The sequence below is a fragment of the Arthrobacter sp. SDR-2R genome, from assembly GCF_057747955.1.
Window position 1 is genome coordinate 1,204,972 of sequence record NZ_CM173231.1, and the last position, 25,654, is coordinate 1,230,625.

Below are 25,654 nucleotides of genomic sequence, written 5' to 3' on the forward strand. Positions count from 1 at the left end.
TTTATGGGGAAGGCGGCGGTGGTGAGGGCGTTCGAGGAGATTCGCGCTGCCCTTGCTGTGCTTCAGGCTGAGGTGGACGGGGCGGGTCTGGAGGCGTTCTCGGATGCTGATGCGGTTTCTGATCCGCTGGCCGGTTTGGCGGATGGGTGCCTGGACATCCTCGCCGGGGCCCGGGAGGTCGAGGCGCGGGTTGCGGGGTTGAAGGCGAAGGCTGCGGTGGGGTACGCGGAGGCTGCGCATGCTGTGGCGGGGCCGGACGTGCCAATGGTGGCGCAGGAAATGGCGGTCGCGGCGGAGATCGGGTGCGTGCTGGCCCTGGGTCCGCGGGCGGCGGCGTCGTTCCTGGCCACCTCCCACGCCCTGACTGTTTCATTGCCGCGGACTTTGGAGGCGCTGCAGTCAGGGACCCTGTCGTGGCAGCACGCGATAGTGCTGGCAGACGAGACGGCGTCCCTTGATGCGGCGGGGGCGGCGGCGTTGGAGGCGCATTTCCTGCCACCCGATACGCCGGACCCGGACGCCCTTCCCCCGGCCAGGGGGTGCCCGGTTGGGGAACTGCCGGCGCACCGGTTCCGGGTCAAGGCCCGGACCTGGCGGGAACGCCACCACGCCGAATCGATGGAGAAGCGGCACGCCAGGGGTGTGGCGGAGCGGCGGGTGGAGTTCCGGCCGGACCGGGACGGGATGGCGTGGCTGGGCGCGTACCTGCCCGCGGACCAGGCCATGGCTGGGTGGAACCGGCTCACCGCTGCCGCACGAGGTTTGCAGGGGCCGGCCGAGGACAGGACCATGCCCCAGCTGCGCGCGGACAGTTTCACCGCCGCGATCCTCGGCAGCGGTAACACCCGGGGCGGCAGCACCAGTCTCACCAGTGCCAGTGCCACTGCCGGCGTCGTGGCTGCTGCCGGGCCGGGCGCCGGCACCAGCGGCAGCGGGACCAGCGCCGCATCGGGAACTGGCCACCAGTCGCCATCGGTCCGCGCCGAGGTCCTGGTTACGGTTCCGGTGTTCGCGCTGATGGGCCTGACCGATGAACCGGCGATGCTGGACGGGTATGGTCCGGTGCCGGCGTCGATGGCGCGGCGACTGGTCGCGGACGGGGCGGGCTCGTTTTACCGGGTGTTGGTGGACCCGCGGGACGGGGCGCCGTTGGAGATTGGCCGGAAGAGTTACCGGGTTCCCAGGGCGATGCGGGCCTGGCTGCGGATGCGGGACGGGAAATGCCCGTTCCCGGGCTGCAGCAACACCTCCCTGGACACGGAGGCCGACCATCTTCTCGCCTGGCACCACGGCGGCACCACCGGCATCAGCAACCTGGGACAGCCCTGCCCGAAACACCACAGGCTCCGGCACACCACCGCCTGGAAACCCACCCCGGCCAGCACGAACGAACCACCCGGCTGGACCTCACCCACCGGCCGCCACTACACAAGCGAACACCAGGACTGGGAACCACCAAGGTGGCCGGAACGACCACAGCCGGGCAGCATCGACATCGTTCACCACGGCACGTCCCCCTGGGAGGATGCCCTTGAGAAGTTCCTGCACGCCCATGCCTGACCACCCTCGGTTGCTAACGGAGAAGCCCCAACTGGTCCGGGGTATCCACATCCTCACCCGTTGATTGGTCGCTGCAATCCACCTCATCCACCAGTTCCGGATGCGCCCGCAGGAAGCCGCGTGCGCCGGCGTCGCCCTTCACTGTTGCACACACCGCTTCCCGCAGGGACACGTCGATGAGCAGGGGATGGCCGCGCTGGAGTTCAGCGTCCCCGCCCTCGCCGGGGCCGTCGCGTCGGCGGTAGGCGGCAGCGGTAATCCGTCCGCGGCGGCGGCGGTCCAGCAGCCGCTCCACGGTTTCGGAGGTCAGGCCCGGCTGGTCCACCAGCGCAACCAGCAGGTGATCCTGCGGAGCCGCGGCCTGGTTCCCGAGCAGGAAGGAACTGCCCATGCCTGACTGCCATTCCACGTTGGTCAGCACGCGGCACTGGTCCAAACGGGCAGCAGCCTCAACATCAGCTGCTCCAGCCCCCAGGACCACCACCACTTCCCGGCAACCGCCGTCGAGCAGCCTGCCTGCGATGGCCTCAACCAGTGGCCGACCGCGATACGGCAACAGGGCCTTGGGGCCCAAACCCAGCCGTGTCCCGCCTCCGGCTGCCAGCACAATGCCCGTCACCCCGGGGCCAGCCGATTCCGTTCCGCGGGCATCCATGCTCGTCATAGCTGCACTGTAGTGCTTCCGAGGCGGTGGCCTTTTACACACCAAGTTCCCGGGCACGCCGCAATGCGCCAACGGCTCCAGCCACGAGCTCCTGCACGATCCCTGCGGCCGGGAGAATGCTGCTGACCAGCCCCGCGGACTGGCCGGTGAATGGTACATACTCCTCCATCCGCCCCTCCCGGATTCCCGTTCCAATATCTTCCTGGAGCCGGGCCGACTGCTGCACCGCTCCAGCCCGGTTGGGTTGCCACTGATCTATGAAAGGGGTCCGCAGGGCGCGGGGAACCACATCGAAGGCACCGCTCCCCGGTTTCGTGAAGATATCGTCCCAGACCTCCACCTTGACGGCGTCCTGGGCTTCGGCGGCTACCAGGGAGCGTTTCCAGCCTTCGCTGATCGATGCTTCTGTCGACGCCAGGAAACGCGTCCCCATATTGGCTCCCTGGGCGCCCAGCATGAGGGCAGCCGCCAAGCCCCTGCCGTCTGCAATTCCACCCGCAGCCAGAACCGGCAAGGGATTCACCGCATCCACCACCTGCGGCACCAGGACCAACGTGGAGATACTCCCGCCGAACCCGCCGGCTTCAGCTCCCTGGGCAATGATCACGTCCGCGCCGCGGTCCGCAGCCAGCCGGGCCTGCTGGACAGTGTGGACCTGCTGTACAAAAAGGCCACCCGCTGCATGCACCTTTGCCGGGAACCCGTACGGATCGCCCAGCGCCATGGAAATCACAGGCGCCTGCATCTCCACAGCTATGTCGAAGGACTCGGGGTGGCCCTGCAGCCAGGGCTGGGTGAAGTTCACCGCGAAAGGCCGCCCGGTGAGCTCCCGGATTCGCCGGATGCTGCCGCGAAGATCCTCGGCGGTGCGAAGTGCACCGCCGAGGCTGCCCAAAGCGCCTGCGTTGGAAACAGCAGCAGCCAGTGCTGCATCGCTCCCGAAGGGCCCCATTCCCGCCTGCATGATGGGGTAGTCAATTCCGAGGAGTTTACAAAAAGACGTCCGCAGCATCGGACTCCACCGCTGCTCCTTCACACAACAGGGACGGGCTTACAGGGCAAGTACAGACCGCAGCTGCACCGTCGTCAATAGGCCCAAAGGCCTCCGGAATTTGGCGCGGTTCCCCGTCTCAGGCGTCGCCGCCCGCGCCACCGGTGGTGCCGGCGTTGACGTCCAGGAGTTTGTAGCGGTCCAGGGCATACGACGGCGCGCCCTCCTCAACCTCGCCCCTCGCCGCCAGCATTTGCAGCACTTTCACCACGATGGAGTGGGTGTCGTTCTTGAAGTAGCGGCGCGCTGCTGCGCGGGTGTCGGAGAAGCCGAAGCCGTCGGCGCCGAGGGTGGCGAATTCGTTGGGGACGAACTGCCGGATCTGGTCGGGGACGGCTTTCATGTAGTCGGAGACGGCGACGATGGGGCCGGTGGCGCCTTCGAGTTGCTGGGTGACGAACGGGGTGCGGGCGGGTTGGCCGGGGTTGAGGAAGGCTTCTTCTTCGGCGGCGAGGCCGTCGCGGCGCAGTTCGTTCCAGGAGGTGACGGACCAGACGTCGGCGGAGACGTTCCAGTCGTCGGCCAGGACGCGCTGGGCTTCGATGGCCCAGGGCACGGAGACGCCGGAGGCGAGGATCTGGGTGCGGGGACCGTCGATCTTTGCCGGTGCGAGCAGGTAGATGCCCTTGATGACGCCTTCGATGTCGAGGTTTTCGGGTTCGGCGGGCTGGACGATGGGTTCGTTGTACACGGTGAGGTAGTACATGACGTTCTTGTCCGTTGAGTCCGGCCCGTACATGCGTTCGAGGCCGGAGCGGATGATGTGGCCGATTTCGTAGCCGTAGGCGGGGTCGTAGGTGAGCACGGCGGGGTTGGTGGAGGCGAGCAGGGGGGAGTGGCCGTCGGCGTGCTGGAGGCCTTCGCCGGTGAGGGTGGTCCGGCCTGCGGTGGCGCCGATGATGAAGCCGCGGGTCATTTGGTCTGCTGCGGCCCAGAAGGCGTCGCCGGTGCGCTGGAAGCCGAACATGGAGTAGAACACGTAGACCGGGACCAGGGGCACGCCGTGGGTGGCGTAGGAGGTCCCGGCGGCGGTGAAGGCTGCCACGGCGCCGGCTTCGTTGATGCCGGGGTGGATCAGTTGCCCGGCGGGGGATTCCTTGTAGGCCAGGACCAGGTCGCGGTCCACGGACAGGTAGTTCTGGCCCTCGGGGTTGTAGATCTTCGCGGTGGGGAAGAACGCATCCATGCCGAACGTGCGTGATTCATCCGGCACGATGGGCACAATCCTGCCCCCGAACTTTTTGTCACGGAGCAAATCCTTGAGCAGGCGGACGAAGGCCATGGTGGTGGCGGCCTGCTGCTTGCCAGAACCCCGCCTGGCTACCTCGTAGGACTTTTCATCCGGAAGCTCCACAGCACTGTATCGGCTGCGGCGCTCGGGAACCGATCCGCCCAACGCCCGCCGCCGTTCAAGGAGGTAGGCGATCTCGGGTGCATCCAGGCCCGGGTGGTAATAGGGAGGCCGGTATGGGTCGGCGTCCAGTTGTTCGTCCGAGATGGGGATCCGCAGGTAATCCCTGAAGTCCTTGAGATCCTCGACCGTCAGCTTCTTCATTTGGTGCGTGGCATTCCTGCCTTCAAACCGCGGTCCCAGGCCGTAGCCCTTGACGGTGTGGGCGAGGATGACGGTGGGTTTGCCCTTGAATTCGGTGGCGGCTTTGTAGGCTGCGTAGACCTTGCGGTAGTCGTGGCCGCCGCGTTTGAGGTTCCAGATCTGGTCGTCGGTGAGGTCCGCGACGAGGTCTTTGGTCTGCGGGGTTTTGCCGAAGAAGTGTTCGCGGACGAACCCGCCGGATTCGGCTTTGTAGGTCTGGTAGTCCCCGTCGACGGTTTCGTTCATGATTTTCACCAGGGACCCGTCGGTGTCGCGGGTGAGCAGGTCATCCCATTCCCGGCCCCAGACGACCTTGATCACGTTCCAGCCCGCGCCGCGGAAGAACGCTTCGAGTTCCTGCATGATCTTGCCGTTGCCGCGCACCGGCCCGTCCAGGCGCTGGAGGTTGCAGTTGATCACGAAGTTCAGGTTGTCCAGGTTTTCGTTCGCCGCCAGCTGCAGCAGGCCGCGGGATTCGGGTTCGTCCATTTCGCCGTCGCCCAGGAACGCCCAGACCTGCTGGTCGGAGGTGTCTTTCAGGCCCCGGTTGTGCAGGTACCGGTTGTTCTGGGCCTGGTAGATCGCGTTCATCGGGCCGATGCCCATGGACACGGTAGGGAATTCCCAGAAGTGCGGCATCAGGCGCGGGTGCGGGTAGGAGGACAGGGCGTGGCCCTCGCGGGACTTTTCCTGCCGGAACCCGTCCAGGTCCTCCTCGGAGAGGCGTCCTTCCATGAACGCCCGGGCGTACATCCCGGGGGAGGCGTGGCCCTGGAAGAAGACCTGGTCCCCGCCGCCGGGGTGTTCCTTGCCGCGGAAGAAGTGGTTGAACCCGACCTCGTACAGGGTCGCGGCACCGGCGTAGGTGGAGATGTGCCCGCCGACGCCGATATCGGGCCGCTGCGCCCGGTGGACCATGACCGCGGCGTTCCACCGCATGTAGGCCCGGTACCGGCGCTCGTACTCCTCGTTGCCCGGGAACTGGGCTTCCTGGTCCACCGGGATCGTGTTCACGTAATCGGTGGTGGTCACCATCGGCACCCCGACGCTCTGCGCGCCGGCGCGCTGCAGCAGGCTCCGCATGATGTATTGGGCACGCTCGGTGCCCTGTTCCCTGATCAACGCATCCAGGGACTCAACCCACTCGGCAGTCTCTTCCGGATCACGATCAGGCAGCTGGTTAGTCAACCCGCTGAGGATATGGGAGGTATCTTCTCCTGCAGCCACGGCAGCCTCTTTTCATCTTCGAATGCTCGGCTTGAGTTTTCATATTACGAGAAAACATTATTGCTAGATGAGATTAGTCAGACGCGGGGGTATGGTCAATGTGACCGGTGCCCCTGAGCCCGCAGGGTGCGCAGGCCGGGAGGAAGAAACAGTTTGTGACTGCCCGCCCATGCCGGCATTGCTTGACGCCCCCGTGACGCAGGTCATACTCTTATTTCACTATTCAATATCTCGATTCCGCAATGTGGAATAACAGAAACGACCCAAGGTCGGCCTCACCACACGGAATCCACCAAAGAATTGAGACCCCTATGCAGACCCCTCCATCGGCGGGCGTTGACGCGGACCTGGACCTGACAGCGCCGTCAGCCGGGCCGGTCCACCCGGCCGGCAGTGTCGAAGCCCTGTGCGAATCGGCCAGCGCGGCTTCCGGCAAGAGCATCAGCCCTTCCCTCTACAATGCAGACCTTGCCCCCACCAAACGCACGGGCCGCAGCTGGACGAGCTACAGCATCTTCACCCTGTGGGCCAATGACGTGCACAGCCTGGGCAACTACGCCTTCGCCATTGGGCTGTTCGCTTTGGGGCTGGGCGGGTGGCAGATCCTGATGGCACTCGGCATTGGTGCCGCGCTGCTGTTCGGCCTCCTTACCCTTTCCGGCTTCATGGGGGTGAAGACCGGCGTCCCCTTCCCGGTCATGAGCCGCATCAGCTTCGGCATCAGGGGCGCCCAGATCGCCAGCCTCCTCCGCGGCGCGGTGGCCGTGGCCTGGTTCGGCATTCAGACGTACCTGGCGTCCGTTGTCTTCCGCGTCATGCTCGTGGCCATGTTCCCGGGCCTCCACGACCTGGACCAGGACTCCCTCCTGGGGCTGTCCACGCTGGGGTGGATGGCATTCGTGGCCCTCTGGGTGGTCCAGCTGGTCATCGTCAGCTTCGGCATGGAGATGATCCGCAAATACGAGGCCTTCGCCGGCCCCGTCATCCTGGCCACCATGGCCGCAATGGCTGTCTGGATCTTCGTGGAGGCCGGCGGAAGCATCGCCTGGTCCTCCAACAAGGCCCTGGAAGGGCCGGAAATGTGGCTCACGATCTTCGCCGGCGGCGCCCTCTGGGTTTCGATCTACGGCACCTTCGTCCTGAACTTCTGCGATTTCACCCGCTCAGCCGTCTCAAAGAAGGCCGTGGTCCGCGGAAACTTCTGGGGCATCCCCATCAACATGCTCGTGTTCGGCGCCATCGTGGTGGTCATGGCCGGTGGCCAGTTCAAAATCAACGGGACCATCATCAAGAGCCCCTCGGATATCGTCCAGACCATCCCCAACACGCTCTTCCTGGTCCTTGCGTGCCTTGCCCTGCTGATCCTGACCATCGCAGTGAACCTCATGGCCAACTTCGTCGCCCCTGTCTACGCCCTGACCAACCTGTTCCCCCGGCGGTTGAACTTCCGCAAGGCAGCAATGGTCTCCGCCACCATCGGCCTGGTCATCCTGCCCTGGAACCTCTACAACAACCCGCTGGTCATCGTGTACTTCCTGGGCGGCCTCGGTGCCTTGCTCGGCCCGCTGTTCGGCGTCGTCATGGCTGACTACTGGCTGATCCGCCGTGGCAAGGTCAACGTCCCCGAGCTCTACACGGCATCACCGGAGGGCGCGTACTTCTACAGGAAGGGCGTCAACCCCCGGGCGATCATCGCCATGGTTCCGGCCGCCGTCCTTGCCCTGCTGATCGCCTTCGTACCGGCACTGGCTGCCGCGGCACCCTTCGCCTGGTTCTTCGCAGCGGGCATTGCGGCGGCACTGTACTTCTTCATCGCCGACCGCAACCAAAGGCTGGACGACCACGACGGGGAAGCCATCGCCGTCGTCAGTACCCACTGAGCCAGTCACAAGCCAAGGACCTACCCAATGCGCATACTTGTCGCCAACGTAAACACCACGCAATCAATGACGGACTCCATCGCGGCCTCGGCACGCAGTGTTGCCGCTCCCGGCACGGAAATCGTGGGAATCACCCCGAGGTTCGGCGCGGACTCCTGCGAAGGCAACTTCGAAAGCTACCTGGCTGCCATCGCCGTGATGGACGCCGTCACCTCCTTCCCGGGAACGTTTGACGCCGTCATCCAGGCCGGCTACGGCGAGCACGGGAGGGAAGGGCTCCAGGAGCTGCTGGACGTGCCGGTGGTCGACATCACCGAGGCTGCCGCCGGCACAGCCATGTTCCTGGGCCATAAATACTCGGTGGTCACCACGCTGGACAGGACGGTTCCCCTCATCGAGGACCGGCTGAAGCTGGCCGGCCTGGACGCAAGATGTGCTTCCGTCCGTGCCAGCGGAATGGCGGTCCTGGAACTCGAGGAGGAACCGGAACGCGCCGTTGAGGCAATCATCAACCAGGCCATGCTGGCCGTCACTGAGGACAAGGCCGAGGTGATTGTCCTTGGCTGCGGCGGGATGGCGGGGCTGGACGAACAGATCCGGCAACGGGCAGGCGTTCCCGTGGTGGACGGTGTGGCCTCGGCCGTAACCATCGCCGAATCGCTGGTCCGGATGGGCCTTTCCACCTCCAAGGTGCGGACCTTCGCTGCGCCGCGTCCCAAGACCGTCATAGGCTGGCCGCTGAACAAGCCGGCCGTGCCGGCGCAGTTTTAGGCCAGGAGACCGCATGACCACTTCCCTTCCCACAGCACGCGTTGCCGTAGTGACCGGGGCCGGCTCCGGCATTGGCCGGGAGGTTGCCCGGCAGATGCTGGCCGACGGCTACCGCGTGGTGCTGGCCGGCCGCCGCGAGGCCCAACTTGCTGAAACGGCGGACGGCCACGCGGAGGCCCTGGTGGTGCCGTGCGACGTCACCCGGCGCGACGACGTCGAACGGCTTTTCGAGGCAGCGCGCCGGAAGTGGGGGCGGGTGGACGTCCTGTTCAACAATGCCGGCGTGTTCGGTCCCGCCGCCGGGGTGGATGAGATCAGCCTGGAAGACTGGAACGCCACCCTTGCCGTGAACCTCACCGGGTCCATGCTGTGCGCCGCCGCGGCGGTAAGGACCATGAAATCGCAGGAACCGCAGGGCGGCCGGATCATCAACAACGGCTCCATCTCGGCGCATTCACCGCGGCCGCGGACGGTGGCCTATACGGTCACCAAGCACGCCATGACAGGCCTGACCAGGAGCATCGAACTGGACGGCCGGGGCTACGGCATCACCTGCGGGCAGATCGACATCGGCAACACCGCCACCGACATCATGGACACCATCGGCGTCGGCTCGGGGGCCCTGCAGGCAGACGGCAGCCGCAAGGTGGAGCCCATGTTTCCGGTGGCGGACGCGGCCCGCGCAGTACTGATGATGGCCAACATGCCGGCCTCGGCCAGCGTGGGGTCAGTAGTGGTCACCGCTGCGGGCATGCCCTTCATCGGCCGCGGCTAAGGCTTCTGCCGGGCCGGAGCAGCGCGAAGGGCCGGAGGGGCTAGAGGGGCAGCAGGGCTGACAGGTCCGCGCGCAGCCCGGACGCGGCCACCTTGCCGGCGCTGACTGCGTCGGCCCACTCCATCTGTCCCGTCACCATCGCAAGCCAGGTGGCGGCGTCGCACTCAATCACGTTGGGCGGGGTGCCGCGCGTATGCCGCGGGCCCTCAACGCACTGGGTGACGCCGAACGGCGGGACGCGCACCTCCACGGAGTTTCCCGGTGCACGCGCCGTCAGCTCCTCCAGCGAGTACCTGACGGCAGTGGCCAGGACGGTTCGCGGCAAGGGAGCGTCCGACGACGGCTGGGCAGCTTCCAGCCATGCGTTCAGTGCTGCTTTGCCTTGCTGGACGTCAATACGACGGCGGGCTACGGCCATGCGGTCAGCCTTCCTTTGATGTCTGGTGTGGGAAGGGGTGTCAGTCCAGGAGGGCGGAAACAGCGGGGCCCAGGCGGATCTTTCCTACCGGCCGTCCGCCGCCCATCACCGGTTCCACAACCTGCTCCAGGGCGCTGGCAACTCCCGGGATCTCCACGGCCCCCGCCGCGGCGAGCAGCGTCAGGGCCACCAGCGAGGTGGCCCTGATGTTTCCGTCCAGGATCTTGACGGCCACGGACACGCCCTGCGGAGTGGCCATGGCCAGCACCCCCTCTGCCCCGATCTTGGCGATGATCTCCAGCTCGTCCATCACCAGGGTGTTGGCCTCGCCACGGCCCTGTACCGCCCATGGGTAATCGAGCATCGAAGTGGCGATGGTGGCGGCCCTGGCGCTGAAGCTCTGGTCCCCGGGAGCCTTGGCGAGCTGGGAGTAAGCCCTGGCCAGGCCTTTCAGGGAGACAGCCGCCACGGGGGCGCCGCAGCCGTCGATCCCCAGGTGGGCGATCTTCTCACCCGTGTATTCCTCCACAACGGTGCGCACGCGCTGCTGCAGCGGGTGGTTCGGCTCCAGGTAGCTGTGCGTGTCCCACCCGTTTTCCGTGCAGGCCCACAGGAAAGCGGCGTGCTTTCCGGAGCAGTTGTACGCCAGCCGCGACTTGCCCTTTTCGGAGCGCACCAGCCAGTTCCGGGCCGTTTCATCCTGCGGCCAGGCCTCGGGGCACTGCAGCTGGTCTTCACGGACTCCGGCGGCCTTGAGCATGCCCGCCACCACGTCCATGTGGTCCAGGGAGCCCGTGTGGCTTCCGCAGGCAATGGCCACCTGGGCGCCCCGCAGCGGAACCCCGGACTGCATGGCGGCCAATGCCTGGAACGGCTTGAGCGTGGACCGCGCGAAGATGGGCGTGTTGATGTCTCCGAGTTCGGTGACCACCGAGCCGTCGGCGGACAGGAGCACGGCGGAACCGATGTGCCGCGACTCCACAAAGCCGCTGCGTTCGATCACGGCCAGTTCGACGGCGGAGTCAACAGTGAAGGTGGCATGCGGATTATGCGGCATACTGCCAGTCTATGGGCCAGCCCCGCAGAAGCCCGGGCACTCCGGGCTGCGGCCTACTGCACGGTGACCATTATCGACTGCCAGCCCGACGCACCGTCAGGCACGGGATCTGCGCGCTGGTCGGTTTGGACCGCCCCGGTCCCGTCGGTTGCCCGTACCTTGATGTAGTGGGGGCCGGGCGTGGCGTCCCACTCATAGGACCACTGGCGCCAGGTAACGGTGGACGCTTCGGCGGAGAGGGTGGCTTCCGCCCACCCGCCGTTGTCGATCTGGATTTCCACTTTGCTGATGCCGCGAGTTTGGGCCCATGCGGTGCCGCCCACCGCGACTTTCCCGGCCGGCACCTTCGCGAAGGACTTGGGCACGTCCACGCGGGCCATCGTCTTGATGGGGCCGCGCTCGGACCAGCCGCGCTCGGTCCAGTAGGCCTTGCTGTCCGCGAAACGGGTGACCTCCAGGTCCACCACCCATTTGGTGGCGGACACAAACCCGTACAGTCCGGGGACCACCATCCGCACGGGGTAGCCGTGCTCCAGCGGAAGCGGCTCACCGTTCATGCCGATGGCCAGCATGGCGTCCCTGTCATCCTGCAGGACCTCAAGGGGAGTGGAAGCGCTGAAGCCGTCGATGGACTTTGACAGCACCATGTCTGCTCCTTCTTTGGGCTTGGCGCGCGCCAGCACCTCACGGATGGGCAGGCCCAGCCACTTGGCGTTTCCGGCGAGGTTGCCGCCCACTGGATTGGACACGCAGGTGAGCGTGACGTGGGATTCGATCAGCTCGGCGTCGAGCAGGTCCTGGAAGGTGAGCGTCACTTCCTGCTCCACCAGCCCGTGAACGCGCAGTTCCCAGTCGTCAACGTTGATTTCCGGCACGCTCAAAGCCGTATCGATCCGGTAGAACTCGCCATTGGGCGTCAGCCACGGCGGGACGCCGGGGACCGTGGACTGGACCCCGGCCGGTACGGCGGCTGCAGCTTTCGCCGGCGTTGGCAGGCTCAACGCTTCACGGGCCTGGGCCACATTGCTGCGCGCCGCAGCCAGCAGCCGCCCACCGGTGGCGGCGATGCCCGCGGCTACGGCCGTGATCCCGGCAGTGGCGAAGAAGCGCCGGCGGCTGGTGCCTTCGCCCCCAGGCCGTTCGCCGCCGTCGGACGCTGTATCCGCCGGTGCTTCCGGCCACGCCTTCAGCCCCCACAGCGGCACCATCAGGCGGTGCAGGACCACCAGTCCGGCCAGGGTTCCCAGCACCGAAGGGATGGCGTCAGCGGCGCCGACGCCGGCGCGGGTCACCACGCTGGCCACGATCACGGCCCCCATGAAAAGTACACCCAGGACGCCGAGGGCCCATTTCCGGTAGGCCACCACGCCCAGGATGCAGGCGAGCACCGCAATGGTCAGGCCCATGCCCACGAATAGCGCTGTCTTGTCGTTGGTGCCGAACGTGGCGATCGCAAAGTCCTTGAGCCACGGCGGCGTGAAGTCGATGAAGGTGGACCCCAGGGCAAAGAGGGGGGTGGCGCGGGCGGTAAAAAATGCGCCAATCAGCTCCGCAACGGCAAGTACGACGGCGGCTGCCACCACGCCTGCCAACGCGGCCATGGTTCCGGCGCCTGTCATCCTGTTTCGCAGCTTTGTCATATGTATGGTTCGGAGCGGGCGGGACTCCGGATTGACCAGGCGGGGGAGGACACAGCTTAGGAGCGGGGAGGGTGCACAAAGTACCCTTGGACACTGTGAAGGTACTCGTCATTGGCCCCGGAGGCCGCGAACACGCCATTGTCCGCTCCCTGCTCGCCGACCCCAACGTGTCCGAGGTCCACGCGGCACCTGGCAATGCCGGCATCAGCAAACTGGTTCCCACCTACGACATCAACGGCAACGATCCCGACGCGGTCGCCGGGCTGGCCGCACGGCTCGGTGTGGACCTCGTGGTGGTGGGCCCGGAAGCTCCGCTGGCCGCCGGCGTATCGGACGCCGTCCGCGAAGCCGGGATCCCCGTCTTCGGACCCAGCAAGGCAGCAGCCCAGCTGGAGGCCTCAAAGGCCTTCGCCAAGGAGGTCATGGCGGAAGCCGGCGTCCCCACGGCGATGGCCATGGTGGCCACCAACGCCGAGGAAGCAGCATCGGCACTGGACACCTTCGGCGCCCCCTACGTGGTGAAGGACGATGGACTCGCCGCCGGCAAGGGTGTTGTTGTCACCCGCAACCGCGATGAAGCTTTGGCGCATGCCCAGTCCTGCTTCGACGCCGGCGGCTCCGTGGTCATCGAGGAGTTCCTGGACGGCCCGGAGGTTTCCCTGTTTGTGCTCTGCGACGGGCAGAACACGGTGGCGCTCTCGCCCGCCCAGGACTTCAAGCGCATCTTCGACAATGACGAAGGGCCCAACACCGGCGGCATGGGTGCCTATACCCCGCTTGAGTGGGCCCCCGAGGGACTGGTGCAGGAAGTCCTTGAACGCGTGGCCCAGCCCACCGTCAACGAGATGGCCCGCCGCGGCACCCCTTTCGTCGGCGTGCTGTTCGTCGGCCTGGCCCTCACGTCACGCGGCACCCGCGTGATCGAGTTCAACGTCCGCTTCGGCGACCCGGAAACCCAGGCCGTCCTCGCCCGGCTCAAGACCCCCCTCGGTGCGCTGCTGATGGCCGCCGCCAAGGGCGAACTGGACAAGGCTGAGGAGCTGCGGTGGTCCAAGGAGTCCGCCGTCGCCGTCGTCATTGCCTCCGAAAACTACCCGGACACGCCCCGCACCGGTGACCGGATCCGTGGCCTCAAGAAAGTGGAAGCGCTGGACGGCGTGCACGTTATCCACGCCGGAACCGCCCTGGACAAGGAAGGCAAGGTGGTGTCCGCCGGCGGCCGTGTCCTGGCGGTTGTCGCCCTGGGCAGTGACCTGGTGGAGGCGCGCGAGAAAGCGTACGACGGCGTGGAGCTGGTTCAGCTGGACGGGGCGCAGTTCCGCACCGACATCGCCCGCAAAGCCGCCCGTGGCGAGATCAAGGTTCCTTACGGCGCCACCGGTTCGATGCCCATCGTGAAAGCAAAGGCCTGACATGACTGAAAACCGAGAGAACCGCGGCTACGCCACCAAAACACTGGATCTTCCCGGCTGGACCCACGTCTACTCCGGCAAGGTGCGCGACCTCTATGAGCCCGCCGACGAATCCATCCTGCAGCGCGTTGGGCAGGACTGCGTACTGGTGGTGGCCAGCGACCGCATCAGCGCCTTTGACCATGTGCTGTCCAGCGAAATCCCGGACAAGGGACGCATCCTCACGCAACTGAGCCTCTGGTGGTTCGACCAGTTGGGCGTGGAACACCATGTGCTCGGCTCCACGGTGGAGGACGGCGTCCCGGCCGAGGTTGAAGGCCGGGCCATGATCTGCAAGAAGCTGGACATGTTCCCGGTGGAATGCATCGCACGCGGCTACCTCACGGGCTCCGGCCTGCAGGAGTACAAGGCCTCCGGAACCGTATGCAACATCCCGCTGCCGGAAGGGCTGGTGGACGGATCCCGGCTGGAGCACGCCATCTTCACGCCGTCGGCCAAAGCGCTGATCGGGGAGCACGATGAAAACATCACCTACGACGCCGTAGTGGCGCTGGTGGGCGACGACATCGCGGGCCGCCTCAGTGAGTTGACACTGAAGATTTACACGACGGCGGAAAAGATCGCCCGGGAGCGCGGCATCATCCTGGCGGACACCAAGGTGGAGTTCGGCTACGACGCAGCCTCCGGGTCGATCACTCTGGGCGACGAGGTGCTGACCCCGGATTCCTCGCGTTTCTGGGACGCTGCCACCTACAAGCCGGGCCAGGCCCAGCCGTCCTACGACAAACAGTATGTGCGGGACTGGCTGACATCGGCGGAGTCCGGCTGGGACAAGGCCTCGGACACGCCGCCGCCGGCGCTCCCCGCTGAAGTAGTGGAACGGACCCGCAGCCGCTACGTCGAAGCATACGAGAAGATCACGGGGAAGGCGTTCTCCTAGAACAACCGGAAGCCAGGTAAGCCCGCACTGCGGGTTTACCTGGCCTGGTCAGCTGGCTTTCGCAGCCGCAGCGGCGGCGCGTTTCTGCGCCAGCTTAATCTCGAGGATCGCGTCCAGCGCCTGTTGAACCCGGTCCTGGGCGCCGGCAGTGGCGAAGGCCTTTTGGGCTTCCTCGAGATGCACCAGTGCTTCGTCCGTATCACCCGCGGCCTTGAGGGACTTGCCCAGGAGGAGGGAAACTTCACCCGCGGTGTGCTTGGCGAGCTCCGCGCGTTCGGCGTGGATTTCCCGCAGCTTTTCGACGGCGGCCACAATGTCCCCGGTCAGGTACAGCCAGCGGGCACGGATGAAGGCGACCTCCAGCTGATCGGACTTGTTCCCACCCACAATCGACAAGGCCAGTTCGGCACGTTCGATTGCCGACAGGGTCTCCGGCTCCACGATCCCCGAGGAAAGCCGGACGGCTGCGGAGGCCTTGTTGAACCGGGCCCACAGTTCGATGTCATTGGCGGGGGAGAGCAGGCGTGCTGCCCGCTCATGGTGTTTGACGCCTTCCGTGTAGTCATGCCGCATGAACGCAACGTTCCCCACAACCCAGGCCACCTCGCCGGCGAGCTGCGTCATGGAAAGCTCATCCACGTGGTCGATCATGGCCTGGCAATACTTCCAGGCCTCGTCGAGCCGCCCGCTTTCTGCAAGCGCCCCGATCAGCGCGTGATGGGCGTTGATGATCAGGGTGGATCCCTTGGGAAGCTGCCTGCAGAGGTCCACTGCCTGGATCCCCTGGTCCACGGCAAGGCTCAGCTGGCCTTGTCCCTGGTAGATACCCGCCAGCATCTGGTGTGCCCGTACGGCAAGGCCGGCGGATTCCCTGGCCATGGGGTGCTCCAGTAAGTGCTCCATGATCTTCTGGGCTTCGCGCCAGTTTCCCTGTTTGATGAGGCATTCGGCCTGCATATAGGTCATGTTCCACCAGGCGCTGGTGTTCCGCCCCTCGAGGGCAATCTTTGCGGCCGTGGCAGCGTGGCTTGCCGCCAGTGGATAATCACGAAGGTCCCACGCCTGGCGGGCATAGAGGCCTGCCAGCACGTACTCGGCGTCGCTCACGGAAATTGGCTGGCTCCAAGCCTCCAGCGCCTTGGGGGCCAGTTCCAATCTGCGTGCCAATTCTTCAATTACTTCGGCTGTCGGCTCCCGGCGGCCGGTTTCCAGCAGCGAAATGTAGCTGGGTGAATACAGGTCCTTGCCCAGTTCGGCCTGTGTCAGTCCACGCTCCAGGCGCTCCGCGCGGAGCTTTTCTCCGAACCCGTTGCCCACGCGTTTCCTCCTTTTGGACACTTGGGCTGCCGAATGCTTGACAGTCCCTGTGGAAAATATTTTACAATGTGTGTCAACAAGGACAGTGCTGGCTTTGTAACGAATCCGACTCGTATTGAGGAACTTATATGTTGAAGAAGATCGCAACCGCGGCCGTCCTGGCTGGGGCCCTGGCTTTTTCTGCGGCGGCTCCGGCCGTCCTGGCTTCAGGTTCCGTCGCCGATAATTCGGGTGTGTCGGTAGCTGTTGGTAACTGGCCTGATCCCGCCTCGGCAAAGGTGAAGAAGGACAAGAGCACCGATACTACCTTTACAACCTACGTTGGTAACTGGCCTGATCCCGCCTAAACAGCTTCCTCACATCAGGAGGCGAGAGTGGCCCCGGAGCAACAGCTCCGGGGCCACTCGTTTTAACCCCGGTGTGCCGGGCCGTGGCCACATCGAGACAAAAAAGAGGGCCTCCGCAAGGAGACCCTCTTTTCGTTATGGTCGGGATGACAGGATTTGAACCTGCGACCTCTTCGTCCCGAACGAAGCGCGCTACCAAGCTGCGCTACATCCCGATCCGCTGCAAAAGCAACTTTACAAGGATAGCCGATTCCGGGTCCCGATGCGAAATCCTGCCCGGTCCGGGCGGGACGCGGGTCAGACCAGGGAGTCCTTCCACGCCCCATGCAGGTCGGCGAAGCGTCCGCCGCCGCCGATCAGTTCCTCCGGCGTGCCGTCCTCCACGATCCGCCCGTCGTGCACCACCAGGACACGGTCCGCCGTCTCCACCGTGGACAAGCGGTGGGCGATGATCAACGCCGTCCGGCGTCTGGCTTCCGTGCCGGCCAGCAGGCGGGCCAGTCCGGCCTGCACCAGGCGTTCGGACGGGATGTCCAGTGAGGAGGTTGCCTCGTCCAGGATCAGCACGGCCGGCTGCGCCAGGAACGCCCTGGCAAAGCTGATCAGCTGCCGCTGGCCGGAGGAGACCCTGCCGCCGCGTTTGTTGACGTCGGTGTCGTAGCCCTCGGGAAGTTCAAGGATGAATTCGTGGGCGCCAACTGCCTTGGCGGCCTCTTCGATTTCGGCGCGTGATGCCTCCGGCCGGCCCAGGGCGATGTTGTCCGCCACCGAGCCGCTGAACAGGAAGGCCTCCTGGGTGACCATGACGATGTTCCGGCGGAGGTCGGTGGTGGCCAGGTCGCGGAGGTCCACGCCGTCCAGGGTGAGCGTTCCGGAGGTGACGTCGTAGAACCGGGCGATGAGTTTGGCCAGGGTGGATTTTCCAGCGCCCGTTTGTCCCACCAGCGCCACTGTCTGTCCGGCCGGGATGTGCAGGTCCAGGCGCGGCACCACCAACGGACCGTCGCCATAGCGGAACTCGACGCCGTTGAAGTCGATGCGTCCGGTGGCGCTGGGCAGGGCCACCGGGTTCCTGGGTGGCCGGACCGTGGGAACCTCTTCGAGCAGTCCGGACACCTTCTCCAGTGCTGCCTGCGCGCTCTGGAATGAGTTGTAGAACATGGCCATCTGGTCCACCGGCTGGAAGAACCGCTTGGTGGACAGGATGAGGGCCAGGAGCACGCCCACTGCCAGGCCGCCGTCCAGCACCCGGAATCCGCCGAAGAGCAGGACCACGGCAACGCAGACGTTGCCAATCAGCACCAGTCCCGGTTGGAAGATGCCGTTGAGGTTGATGGAGCGGACTGTGACCAGGCGGTAGTCCTCGGCGAGTTTCCCGTAGCGCTCCGAGTTCTCCTTCTCCTTGCGGAAGGCCTTGACGGCGCGGATGCCGGTCATGGTCTCCACGAAATGCACGATCAGCCGGGCGGAGACCACGCGGGACTCCCTGAAGGCAATCTGCGAGTGCTTCTGGTACCAGCGCGACAGGAAGAACATCGGCACGCCGGCGGCCAGCACCAGCAAACCGCTCCGCCAGTCCAGGGCAAAGATGGTGACGGCGGTGAAGGCCATGAAGAGCATTCCCGAAGCCAGTGAACTGACCCCCGAGTCGAGGAGTTCGCGCAGTGCTTCAAGGTCTGAGGTCTGCCGGGCGATGATCCTGCCGGAGGTGTATTTCTCGTGGAACTCCAGGCTGAGCCGCTGCGTGTGCCGGAAGACGCGCACCCTGAGGTCCAGCAGCATCGCCTGGCTGAGCCGCGCCGTGGAGGTGACGTACAGGGCGGTGAGTCCCGCCGTCGCAATGGCTGCCAGAAGGTAGCCGACGCCGGTGAACACCAAGGGGGCGTTGTTGCCGGCCTGGAGGGCGGGAAGGGCATGGTCGATCCCGAACGCGATCAGTGCCGGGCCGGCCACCCGCGCGGCCTGGGACAGGACCACCATGGCGATGGTCAGCCAGAACCGGGCCCGCACGGGACGGATCAGCGATCGCAGCAGGGCAAGTGAACGCCGTCGTACTGCCCGGCTGTCGCTCTTGCTGAGGTGGGCATTGTCTTCATTGGCGGTGCCGAACGTTGCAGTGCTCATCGGGACACTTCCTCAGCATTGTCTTCAAGTGCCGACAGTTCAGAGTCCAGGTCCCGCGGCTCCCGGTCCAGGCTGGCGATGACGTAGCGGTAGTGCTGGTTATGGGCCAGCAGTTCGGTGTGCGTTCCGACGGCGGCGATGCGGCCGTCCTCCAGCAGGGCCACCCGGTCCGCGAGGGCCACGGTGGACGGCCGGTGGGCCACGATCAGGGTGGTGGTGTCCTTCAGGACCTCGCGGAGGCGGGCCTCCACCAGCTCCTCGGTGTGGACGTCCAGGGCTGACAGCGGGTCGTCCAGGACCAGGATCCGCGGACGGGCGGCGATGGCACGTGCCAGGGCGATCCGTTGCCGCTGGCCGCCGGACAGGCTCAGGCCTTCCTCGCCGATCAACGTGTCCACACCCCCGGGCAGGGAATAGGCGAAGTGCGCCTGCGCCACATCGAGGGCCTCGTCCAGGACCTCCTCTGTGCGGGCCGGGGCGCCGAGCAGGACGTTGTCCCGCACGGAATTGGAAAAGAGCGTGGTGTCCTCGAAGGCCACCCCCACGATCCGGCGCAGCTCCTCCACGCCGAAGTCCCGGATGTCGACGCCGTCGATGGTGATGGCGCCGCCGGTGACGTCGTACAGGCGCGGCACCAGCTGGATCAGCGCACTCTTGCCGCTGCCGGTGATGCCCACCAGGGCCATGGTTTCGCCGGGCCGGATGTCCAGGTTGATGTCCTTGAGAATGGGCCTGTCCGGTGCGTCCTCGAAAGCGAACGTTGCATCACTGAACCGGAGCGCCCCGGCCAGTTCGTCCGGTCGGCGGGGCTGGGCAGGGCTGGTGATGGAGTTCGGGGTGTCCATCACTTCGTAGTGGCGGTCGACGGCGGACTTGGCCGTGAGTGCCATGGCCAGCAGCATGCCGGAGAACTCAACGGGGGAGGCGATGACGGCGGCCGTGGCAAAGAATGCCACCAGCGCCCCGATGCTCAGCTGGCCGCTGGCGCAGAGCATGACGCCGACCACCAGCCCGGCGCCGAGGGCGAGTTCGGGGAGAAGGGTGACCACCAAGGTAAACGTTGCCTGGTGCCGCGCCTTCGCGATCTCCGTCTGGCGCAGTTCCTCCGCCTGTTCATTGAAGTTCTCCAGGGCTTCCCGGCTGCGGCCGAAGGCCTTGAGGACACGGATGCCGTGGACGGATTCCTCCACGGTGGTGGCAAGGTCACCGGCCTGGTCCTGGCTGCGCCGCGCTACTTTGCTGAACCGGGTGCGGAACCGGAAGCTGTTGATCGTAATGGGGACGGCCGCAGCCAGGAAGATCAGGGCCAGCTGCCAGCTCATGGAAAACATGGCCACGATGCCAATAATCACGGTGAGGGTGGTGACCACCAGCATGATGGCGCCGAAGGCCATCCAGCGGCGCAGGAAGTTCAGGTCCGTCATGGCGCGGGACAGCAACTGGCCCGAACCCCACCGGTCGTGGAACGAAACGGTCAGGTCCTGCAGGTGGTCGTAGAGGGACACCCGCATCCGGGTTTCCACCGACGTGGCCGGGTTGATGACGAACTGTCGGCGCAGGGCCACGAGTCCAGCTTCCGCGACGCCCAGCACCAGGATGACGCCCGCGGACGTCCACACCGCTTCCGGTGCTCCGCCGGGCTGAAGCGCGGTGTTGACCAGGATCCGGAGCACCTGCGGGATGGTCAGCGCCACGATGCTGGCCAGGAGCGCGCAGAGAAGCCCGAGCAAAAGGCGGGGCATGATGGGCCGGACGTGGGGGTAGAGACGGCTGATGGATCGAAAGAATGGAGTCTGCTTGGCCATGCCCGCTTCTCAAGCTCTAAAACGAATGTAGTTTCCTGTAGCAACTACCCTATGCCAAGGGCGTGAGACGATTCACAGCTATCGTGACACCCCGGCGACTGCTTGCCCAGTTATTGCGGACCGTAATGCTCCGGTTCAGCTGGGGGAAGTGAGGGTCAGCAGGACAGCCTCCGGCTTGCAGGCGATCCTGACTGGTGCGAAGCGCGAGGTGCCGATGCCGCCGGAGACGTTCACCGGCGTCGTGCTTCCGTTGCTGGACCAGTCGTGGAGGCCCTTTGCCCGCCAGGTGGGGATGTCGCAGTTGGCCACCACGGCACCATACCCCGGGATGCACAGCTGCCCGCCGTGCGTGTGGCCTGCCAGCAGGAGGTCGGCGCCGCTTTCCGTGAAGTGGTCCAGCACCCGTTGGTAGGGCGCATGGATGACCGCGACCTTGAGGTGGTCCTTGGCATCCTGGCTTACCGTTCCGCGGGGCCAGCCCGCGTACCGTTCGCGCTTCAGGTGGGGATCGTCCACCCCCGAGAAATCGAAGCGCATGCCGTTGAGAACCAGCGACTGGTGGCGGTTGGTCAGGTCCACCCAGCCGCTCATGCCAAAGCCCGACCGCAGCCGCGGCCAGTCGAGGGCAACCGGCTTTGGCTTCACCTTGGATGGTCCCAGCAGATAAGACGCCGGGTTCTTGGGACTGGGCGCGAAGTAGTCGTTGGAGCCCGGGACAAAGACGCCCGGGAACTGCAGCAGTGGTTTCAATGCGTCCAGGAGCGGGTCCACTGCTTTGACATGGCTGAGGTTGTCTCCAGTATTGACCACCAGGTCCGGCCGAAGGTCGGCCAATGACCCCAGCCAGTCAGCCTTCTTCCGCTGTCCCGGCACGAAATGGATGTCGCTCAAGTGCAGGATCCGGAACGGGGCGCGGCCGGCCGGCAGGAGGGCCAGGGTCTCTTCGCGGAGGACGAACTGGTTCTTTTCCCACAGGCCATACCCGAAAGCGGCCATTCCGGCCGCGGCTCCGGCGCCCGCGGTAACGGCAAAGCCGCGCCCGATCGATCGGGCGCGGCCTGCCAGGCTATCGATGCTCATGCGCGGTCAGCCGTTGCCCTTTCCATTCCCATTCCCGTTGCCATTGCTGGTTGGCGCCGGAGCGGGAGCCTGCGTGGCAGGAGCCTGCGTCGCCTGCGGGGCAGGAACGGGAGCCTGGGTGGCCTGCGGGGTGGTAGTCCTGTTAGGCGAGGTTGTGGTGGCTCCGTTGATCATGTTGCTCGGAGGCGCGGGGAACGGGTTGGTCCCGTACGCCGGTGCGATCTTGGTCATGAAGTTGGAGAACATCGGTCCGGCAATCATGTAGCCGTCAATGCCCTGGTAAAACTTGCCGTTGATCGTGACGTTTTGCCCTGCGCGGCCCTGGTTGCCGAGCGGATCACCAAACCAGGCAGCGGTTGCAAGCCCCGTGGTGTGGCCAACAACCCAGGTGGAACCATTGAGGTTCGACGTACCCGTCTTGGCGCCGATGGGGAAGCTGGTCTTGGTGGAGATCCGGGGCTGGATCAGCGAACCTGAACCGCGGTTCAGGACTTCCTGCAGTGCGTAGTTCACGCCCCTGGCCACCTCGGGCTTGATGGCATCCCGGCAGCTGCTGGACTGGGCCGGAAGCTGCTTGCCCGTAGCGTCGACAACGGAGGTGATGGCGATGGGTTCGCAGTACTTGCCGTCATTCGCGAACGTGGCAAAGGCACTCGCCATGGTCAGCGGCGACGTCTGGGTGGACCCCAGCAGGTTGCCCAGGGTCGACATGTCGATCTTCGGGTGAGGGTCGTCTCCGGAGGGCAGGCCACTGTGCATTCCTGTTGCGTCCACGATTTTCTGGATTCCACACAGATCCAGCTGGGCGGCGGACGCAAACGTCACAGTATTGATGGAGTTGTAGAGGCCTTCGAGGACTGTCAGCGGTCGGTACCACTGCGGCTCAGCATTTTGCAGGTCATCTGCGGCGCCCAAGCCAGCGTTCTTCTGGGCCGTGCTGTAACCGTCCACGACCTTGCCGCAGGTGTCCTTCCACGGGTAGCCGATGGGGTAGACCCGCTGGGCGGCGTTAACCACCGTGTTCATGGTTTTGCCTTCATTCAGCCACTCGGCGAAGGTGAATGGCTTCATGGTCGAACCGGGCTGGAAACCGCCGATTCCGTTGAGGTCGTTGCCGTCCTTGTCCAGCTTGTCCACGTTAAAGTTCAACTGCGAGTCAAACCCCTGGCCTGGCAGGAACGTCGTGTTCTGGGCCATCGAGATGATCTTGCCGGTGCCTGGCTGGACGGAAACCATCGAGGCGCCCCATTTGTCCGGGTTGGCCCCCGTGGCGGCGTTTGCCTGCTCCTGGGCGGTGGCCTGGGCGTTGGGGTCGAGTGTGGTGGTGATGGTCAGGCCGCCGCCGTAGATCAGCCGCTGCCGGTCCTTGACGTCCGCACCGTAGGCGGGGTTGTTCTCCAGCAGGTGGAGGATGTAATCGCAGAAGTACGGGGCGGTGGCCGCATAGGAGCAGCCCTGCTTGGGCTGGGTGACCTTCGGCTCCACCGGCGTGGCCACGGCGGCCTGGTACTCCTCGGGAGTGATCTTCTTCTGGTCCTTCATCAACCCCAGCACCAGGTCGCGGCGCTGCTTGGACTTCTCCGGGTTGGTAATAGGGTCGAAGGCCGACGGGCTGTTCACCAGGCCGGCAAGGAGTGCCGCCTGGGGCAGGGTCAGATCCTTGGCGGTGGTGCTAAAGAAGTAGCGCGAAGCGGCTTCGATGCCGTACGCATCACGGTTGAAGAACACGATGTTCAGGTAGCCCTCAAGGATCTGATCCTTGGTGAAATCCTTCTCCAGGGCGATGGAGAGCTTCATCTCGCGGAGCTTGTCCCCAACGCCCTTGTTGACGCCGTTGAGCTTGATCTGGTCTTCCTCACCGGCGGCGGCGAGGTTCGCGTTGAGGACGTTGTTGACGTACTGCTGCGTAATGGTTGATGCGCCCTGCTTGTTGCCGCGGGCGGTGGCGACCAGCGCACGCAGGATGCCGGTGGTGTCCACACCGCCGTGCTCGTAGAAGCGGCTGTCTTCCACGGCGATGATGGCATTCTTCATGTTCGGGGAAATCTGGTCCAGCGGGACCTTGGTGCGGTTCTCCGTGTAGACGCTGGCGATCTCGCTGCCGTCCGCGGCCAGGATACGGGTGGTCTGGCTCGGGGGATCGACCTTCAGCTCCGCCGGGAGGGAGTCGAAAAAGTCGATGGAACCGCTTGCCGCACTGCCGGAAACGGCCGCGGCGGGGACCAGCAGGCCGGCCACCAGGACACCGCAAATCGCGCTCACACCAAGGAAAAGAAGGATTTTACCCAGTGTGGTGGCAGTGTCGAATAAGGGGTTGTTGCGAGTCGCCATGTTTTCCACTTTACCGGCAACGGCTACGCTTTCTCTCATGACCAAATGGGAGTACGCGACGATTCCGCTCATCATTCACGCCACAAAGCAGATCCTGGACCAGTGGGGAGAGGACGGCTGGGAGCTCGTCCAGGTAGTCCCCGGACCGGACGGCAACGGCCTTGTCGCCTACCTCAAAAGGGAGAAGCAGTAATGAGCACACCAGCAGAAGCCCAGTCCAGTGCCGCAACGGCGCCCGTGTCCGCCGTCGAACAGCGCCTGGCGGAACTTGGAATCACGCTTCCGGAGGTCGCCGCCCCGGTGGCCTCCTACGTTCCCGCCGTGGTTTCCGGAAGCCATGTCTACACCTCCGGGCAGTTGCCATTTATTAACGGCAAACTCGAAGCTACGGGCAAGGTGTCGGGCGGTACCGAAGGGTACGCCGACGAGCCCACCGTTTCCCCGGAGGACGCACAGAAATACGCCGCCGTCTGCGCTGTAAATGCCCTCGCCGCCATCAAGAGCGTCATCGGCGACCTCGACCGGATAACCCGCATCGTCAAGGTCGTCGGATTCGTCGCTTCGGATCCCTCGTTCACGGGCCAGCCCGCCGTCGTCAATGGCGCTTCCGAACTGCTGGGCCGTGTTCTTGGTGACGCCGGGCAGCATGCCCGTTCCGCCGTCGGCGTTGCCGTACTTCCGCTCGACTCTCCCGTAGAGGTCGAGCTGATCGCCGAATTCAGCTAAGACCGGACAATTCCCTTGCCACACCTCGCACGACGCCTATTTGCACTTCCCCAGGATCTTGAAGGGGCAGCGCAAAGCTGGCTCGAACACGGCGAGCGGACCCCCCGTGCCGCCCGCTACGCCTCCTCGGTGGTCCTCCTCCGCGATTCGCCCACCGGCCTGGAGACGTGGCTGGGTTACCGGCCCGGCTCCTCGCCGCTGGGCGTGCTCGCGTTCCCGGGCGGTTCCCTCGACCCGGCCGACGACGACGCCATGGGTTGGCTGGGCCCGTCGCCGCAGTATTGGGCCGAGCAGATGGGGACTGACGACATAGGGTTGGCACGCCGCCACGTGGTGGGTGCGGTCCGGGAACTGTTCGAGGAAACGGGCATTCTGCTGGCCGGTCCCGACATGTCCAACACCGTCGAGGCCACCTCCACGCCCGAATGGATGCGGGCCCGCATTGCGGTGGCTGACCAGGAGAAGACGCTGGCCCAGGTGCTCGGCAAGCGTGGCCTGTCCTTGCGCACGGACCTGCTCAAATCCCTCGTCAACTGGCGCAGTCCCGACTTCGCGCACCGCCGGTTCGACACCCGCTACTTTGCGGCCACCGTGCCGCTCGGCCAGGAACCGTCCTTGCTCGAAGGCAAGGGCGTCTGGGGCCGGTGGGTCAACGTTGCGCAGGTGATCCAGGACCGGAACACCAGCGCCCTCGGCGACGAGGCCGGCCAGGAGAACACCGTGGGCCGCCCACTGGGTGAACTGCTGGTTCCCGGCTCCGAAATCATGCTCGAGAAGATGGCGGCTGCCAACGGCTGCATCGCCTACCTGAGCTACAAGCGCAAGCCGCATGTGTACCAGCCCACGTTGGTCGAGGAAGACGGCAAGCTCATGCTCGAAGTGGAGGCCGCGAAAACCGTGGCGGGTGACCACCAGCGCGAACGCTGACGCGCCAC

Annotated in this window: 21 protein-coding genes and 1 tRNA gene; 10 read left to right on the top strand and 12 right to left on the bottom strand. The window is 65.5% G+C overall.

What is annotated here, in order from left to right; all coding sequences use genetic code 11:
* Positions 1-3 precede the first annotated feature (3 nt).
* Positions 4-1,560 carry an HNH endonuclease signature motif containing protein gene (locus AC3ANU_RS05580; RefSeq protein WP_488315613.1) on the top strand — a complete coding sequence of 519 codons (1,557 nt, stop codon included), beginning with the start codon at positions 4-6 and terminating at the stop codon, positions 1,558-1,560.
* A 13-nt stretch (positions 1,561-1,573) separates the two neighbouring features.
* Here the strand turns inward: AC3ANU_RS05580 and nboR are convergent, their stop codons facing one another.
* From nboR to aceE, 3 genes are all read right to left on the bottom strand, one after another.
* The gene (nboR, locus tag AC3ANU_RS05585) at positions 1,574-2,224 is read right to left on the bottom strand and encodes a nicotine blue oxidoreductase (RefSeq protein ID WP_488315614.1); all 651 of its coding nucleotides are present in this window, start codon (positions 2,222-2,224) and stop codon (positions 1,574-1,576) included.
* 34 nt (positions 2,225-2,258) lie between these two features.
* Positions 2,259-3,176 (bottom strand): NAD(P)H-dependent flavin oxidoreductase, encoded by a 918-nt coding sequence (locus tag AC3ANU_RS05590; RefSeq protein ID WP_488315615.1) that lies wholly within the window; start codon positions 3,174-3,176, stop codon positions 2,259-2,261.
* A 178-nt stretch (positions 3,177-3,354) separates the two neighbouring features.
* Positions 3,355-6,096, bottom strand: a complete 2,742-nt coding sequence (gene aceE, locus AC3ANU_RS05595) for a pyruvate dehydrogenase (acetyl-transferring), homodimeric type (protein WP_488315616.1) — start codon at positions 6,094-6,096, stop codon at positions 3,355-3,357.
* Between the two features lie 311 nt (positions 6,097-6,407).
* Here aceE and AC3ANU_RS05600 point away from each other — a divergent pair, with 311 nt between their 5' ends.
* From AC3ANU_RS05600 to AC3ANU_RS05610, 3 genes are read left to right on the top strand one after another with little or no spacing between them, the layout of a single operon-like run.
* Positions 6,408-7,976: an NCS1 family nucleobase:cation symporter-1 gene (locus AC3ANU_RS05600; RefSeq protein WP_478222898.1), complete on the top strand. Its 1,569-nt coding sequence runs from the start codon at positions 6,408-6,410 to the stop codon at positions 7,974-7,976.
* Between the two features lie 27 nt (positions 7,977-8,003).
* Positions 8,004-8,747, top strand: coding sequence for an aspartate/glutamate racemase family protein (locus AC3ANU_RS05605; protein WP_018768995.1), 744 nt, complete (start codon positions 8,004-8,006; stop codon positions 8,745-8,747).
* Between the two features lie 13 nt (positions 8,748-8,760).
* Positions 8,761-9,522, top strand: a complete 762-nt coding sequence (locus AC3ANU_RS05610) for an SDR family oxidoreductase (RefSeq protein WP_018768994.1) — start codon at positions 8,761-8,763, stop codon at positions 9,520-9,522.
* Positions 9,523-9,562: 40 nt separating this feature from the next.
* Here AC3ANU_RS05610 and AC3ANU_RS05615 read toward each other — a convergent pair whose 3' ends face one another.
* From AC3ANU_RS05615 to AC3ANU_RS05625, 3 genes are read right to left on the bottom strand one after another with little or no spacing between them, the layout of a single operon-like run.
* Positions 9,563-9,940, bottom strand: coding sequence for a sterol carrier family protein (locus AC3ANU_RS05615; RefSeq protein WP_018768993.1), 378 nt, complete (start codon positions 9,938-9,940; stop codon positions 9,563-9,565).
* 40 nt (positions 9,941-9,980) lie between these two features.
* Positions 9,981-10,997, bottom strand: a complete 1,017-nt coding sequence (locus AC3ANU_RS05620) for an asparaginase (RefSeq protein ID WP_018768992.1) — start codon at positions 10,995-10,997, stop codon at positions 9,981-9,983.
* A 53-nt stretch (positions 10,998-11,050) separates the two neighbouring features.
* Positions 11,051-12,637, bottom strand: a complete 1,587-nt coding sequence (locus AC3ANU_RS05625) for a molybdopterin-dependent oxidoreductase (RefSeq protein WP_026265721.1) — start codon at positions 12,635-12,637, stop codon at positions 11,051-11,053.
* A gap of 95 nt (positions 12,638-12,732) precedes the next feature.
* On the opposite strand from AC3ANU_RS05625, the gene purD reads away from it, so the two are divergent.
* Both purD and AC3ANU_RS05635 read left to right on the top strand, forming a co-directional pair.
* On the top strand, positions 12,733-14,049 hold the full coding sequence (gene purD, locus AC3ANU_RS05630; RefSeq protein WP_488315946.1) for a phosphoribosylamine--glycine ligase: 1,317 nt from the start codon (positions 12,733-12,735) through the stop codon (positions 14,047-14,049).
* 1 nt (position 14,050) lies between these two features.
* Positions 14,051-14,989, top strand: a complete 939-nt coding sequence (locus AC3ANU_RS05635; protein WP_018768989.1) for a phosphoribosylaminoimidazolesuccinocarboxamide synthase — start codon at positions 14,051-14,053, stop codon at positions 14,987-14,989.
* 48 nt (positions 14,990-15,037) lie between these two features.
* Here the strand turns inward: AC3ANU_RS05635 and AC3ANU_RS05640 are convergent, their stop codons facing one another.
* A complete protein-coding gene (locus AC3ANU_RS05640) occupies positions 15,038-16,306 on the bottom strand; it encodes a helix-turn-helix domain-containing protein (RefSeq protein ID WP_018768988.1) in 1,269 nt (422 codons plus the stop codon).
* Positions 16,307-16,434: 128 nt separating this feature from the next.
* On the opposite strand from AC3ANU_RS05640, the gene AC3ANU_RS05645 reads away from it, so the two are divergent.
* Complete coding sequence (locus AC3ANU_RS05645) at positions 16,435-16,653, top strand: hypothetical protein (protein WP_488315617.1); 219 nt, start codon at positions 16,435-16,437, stop codon at positions 16,651-16,653.
* Positions 16,654-16,791: 138 nt separating this feature from the next.
* Here the strand turns inward: AC3ANU_RS05645 and AC3ANU_RS05650 are convergent.
* From AC3ANU_RS05650 to AC3ANU_RS05670, 5 genes are all read right to left on the bottom strand, one after another.
* Positions 16,792-16,868 (bottom strand) — tRNA-Pro (locus AC3ANU_RS05650).
* 82 nt (positions 16,869-16,950) lie between these two features.
* The gene (locus AC3ANU_RS05655) at positions 16,951-18,777 is read right to left on the bottom strand and encodes an ABC transporter ATP-binding protein (RefSeq protein WP_056392561.1); all 1,827 of its coding nucleotides are present in this window, start codon (positions 18,775-18,777) and stop codon (positions 16,951-16,953) included.
* Positions 18,774-20,582, bottom strand: coding sequence for an ABC transporter ATP-binding protein (locus AC3ANU_RS05660; RefSeq protein WP_488315618.1), 1,809 nt, complete (start codon positions 20,580-20,582; stop codon positions 18,774-18,776). The genes AC3ANU_RS05655 and AC3ANU_RS05660 overlap by 4 nt, the downstream gene beginning before the upstream one ends.
* Before the next feature lie 135 nt (positions 20,583-20,717).
* Positions 20,718-21,662 carry a metallophosphoesterase gene (locus AC3ANU_RS05665; protein WP_488315619.1) on the bottom strand — a complete coding sequence of 315 codons (945 nt, stop codon included), beginning with the start codon at positions 21,660-21,662 and terminating at the stop codon, positions 20,718-20,720.
* A 6-nt stretch (positions 21,663-21,668) separates the two neighbouring features.
* Positions 21,669-23,993 carry a transglycosylase domain-containing protein gene (locus tag AC3ANU_RS05670; RefSeq protein WP_488315620.1) on the bottom strand — a complete coding sequence of 775 codons (2,325 nt, stop codon included), beginning with the start codon at positions 23,991-23,993 and terminating at the stop codon, positions 21,669-21,671.
* Positions 23,994-24,030: 37 nt separating this feature from the next.
* On the opposite strand from AC3ANU_RS05670, the gene sp36 reads away from it, so the two are divergent.
* Genes sp36 through AC3ANU_RS05685 form a run of 3 tightly spaced genes read left to right on the top strand, consistent with a single transcriptional unit; the run spans position 24,031 to position 25,646 of the window.
* Entirely contained in the window at positions 24,031-24,186 is a 156-nt protein-coding gene (gene sp36, locus AC3ANU_RS05675) for a Sp36 family protein (protein ID WP_009359196.1), read from the top strand.
* A complete protein-coding gene (locus AC3ANU_RS05680; RefSeq protein WP_488315621.1) occupies positions 24,186-24,719 on the top strand; it encodes a RidA family protein in 534 nt (177 codons plus the stop codon). Before sp36 ends, AC3ANU_RS05680 begins: the two co-directional genes overlap by 1 nt.
* A gap of 15 nt (positions 24,720-24,734) precedes the next feature.
* The gene (locus tag AC3ANU_RS05685; protein WP_110541722.1) at positions 24,735-25,646 is read left to right on the top strand and encodes an NUDIX hydrolase; all 912 of its coding nucleotides are present in this window, start codon (positions 24,735-24,737) and stop codon (positions 25,644-25,646) included.
* Positions 25,647-25,654: the final 8 nt, after the last annotated feature.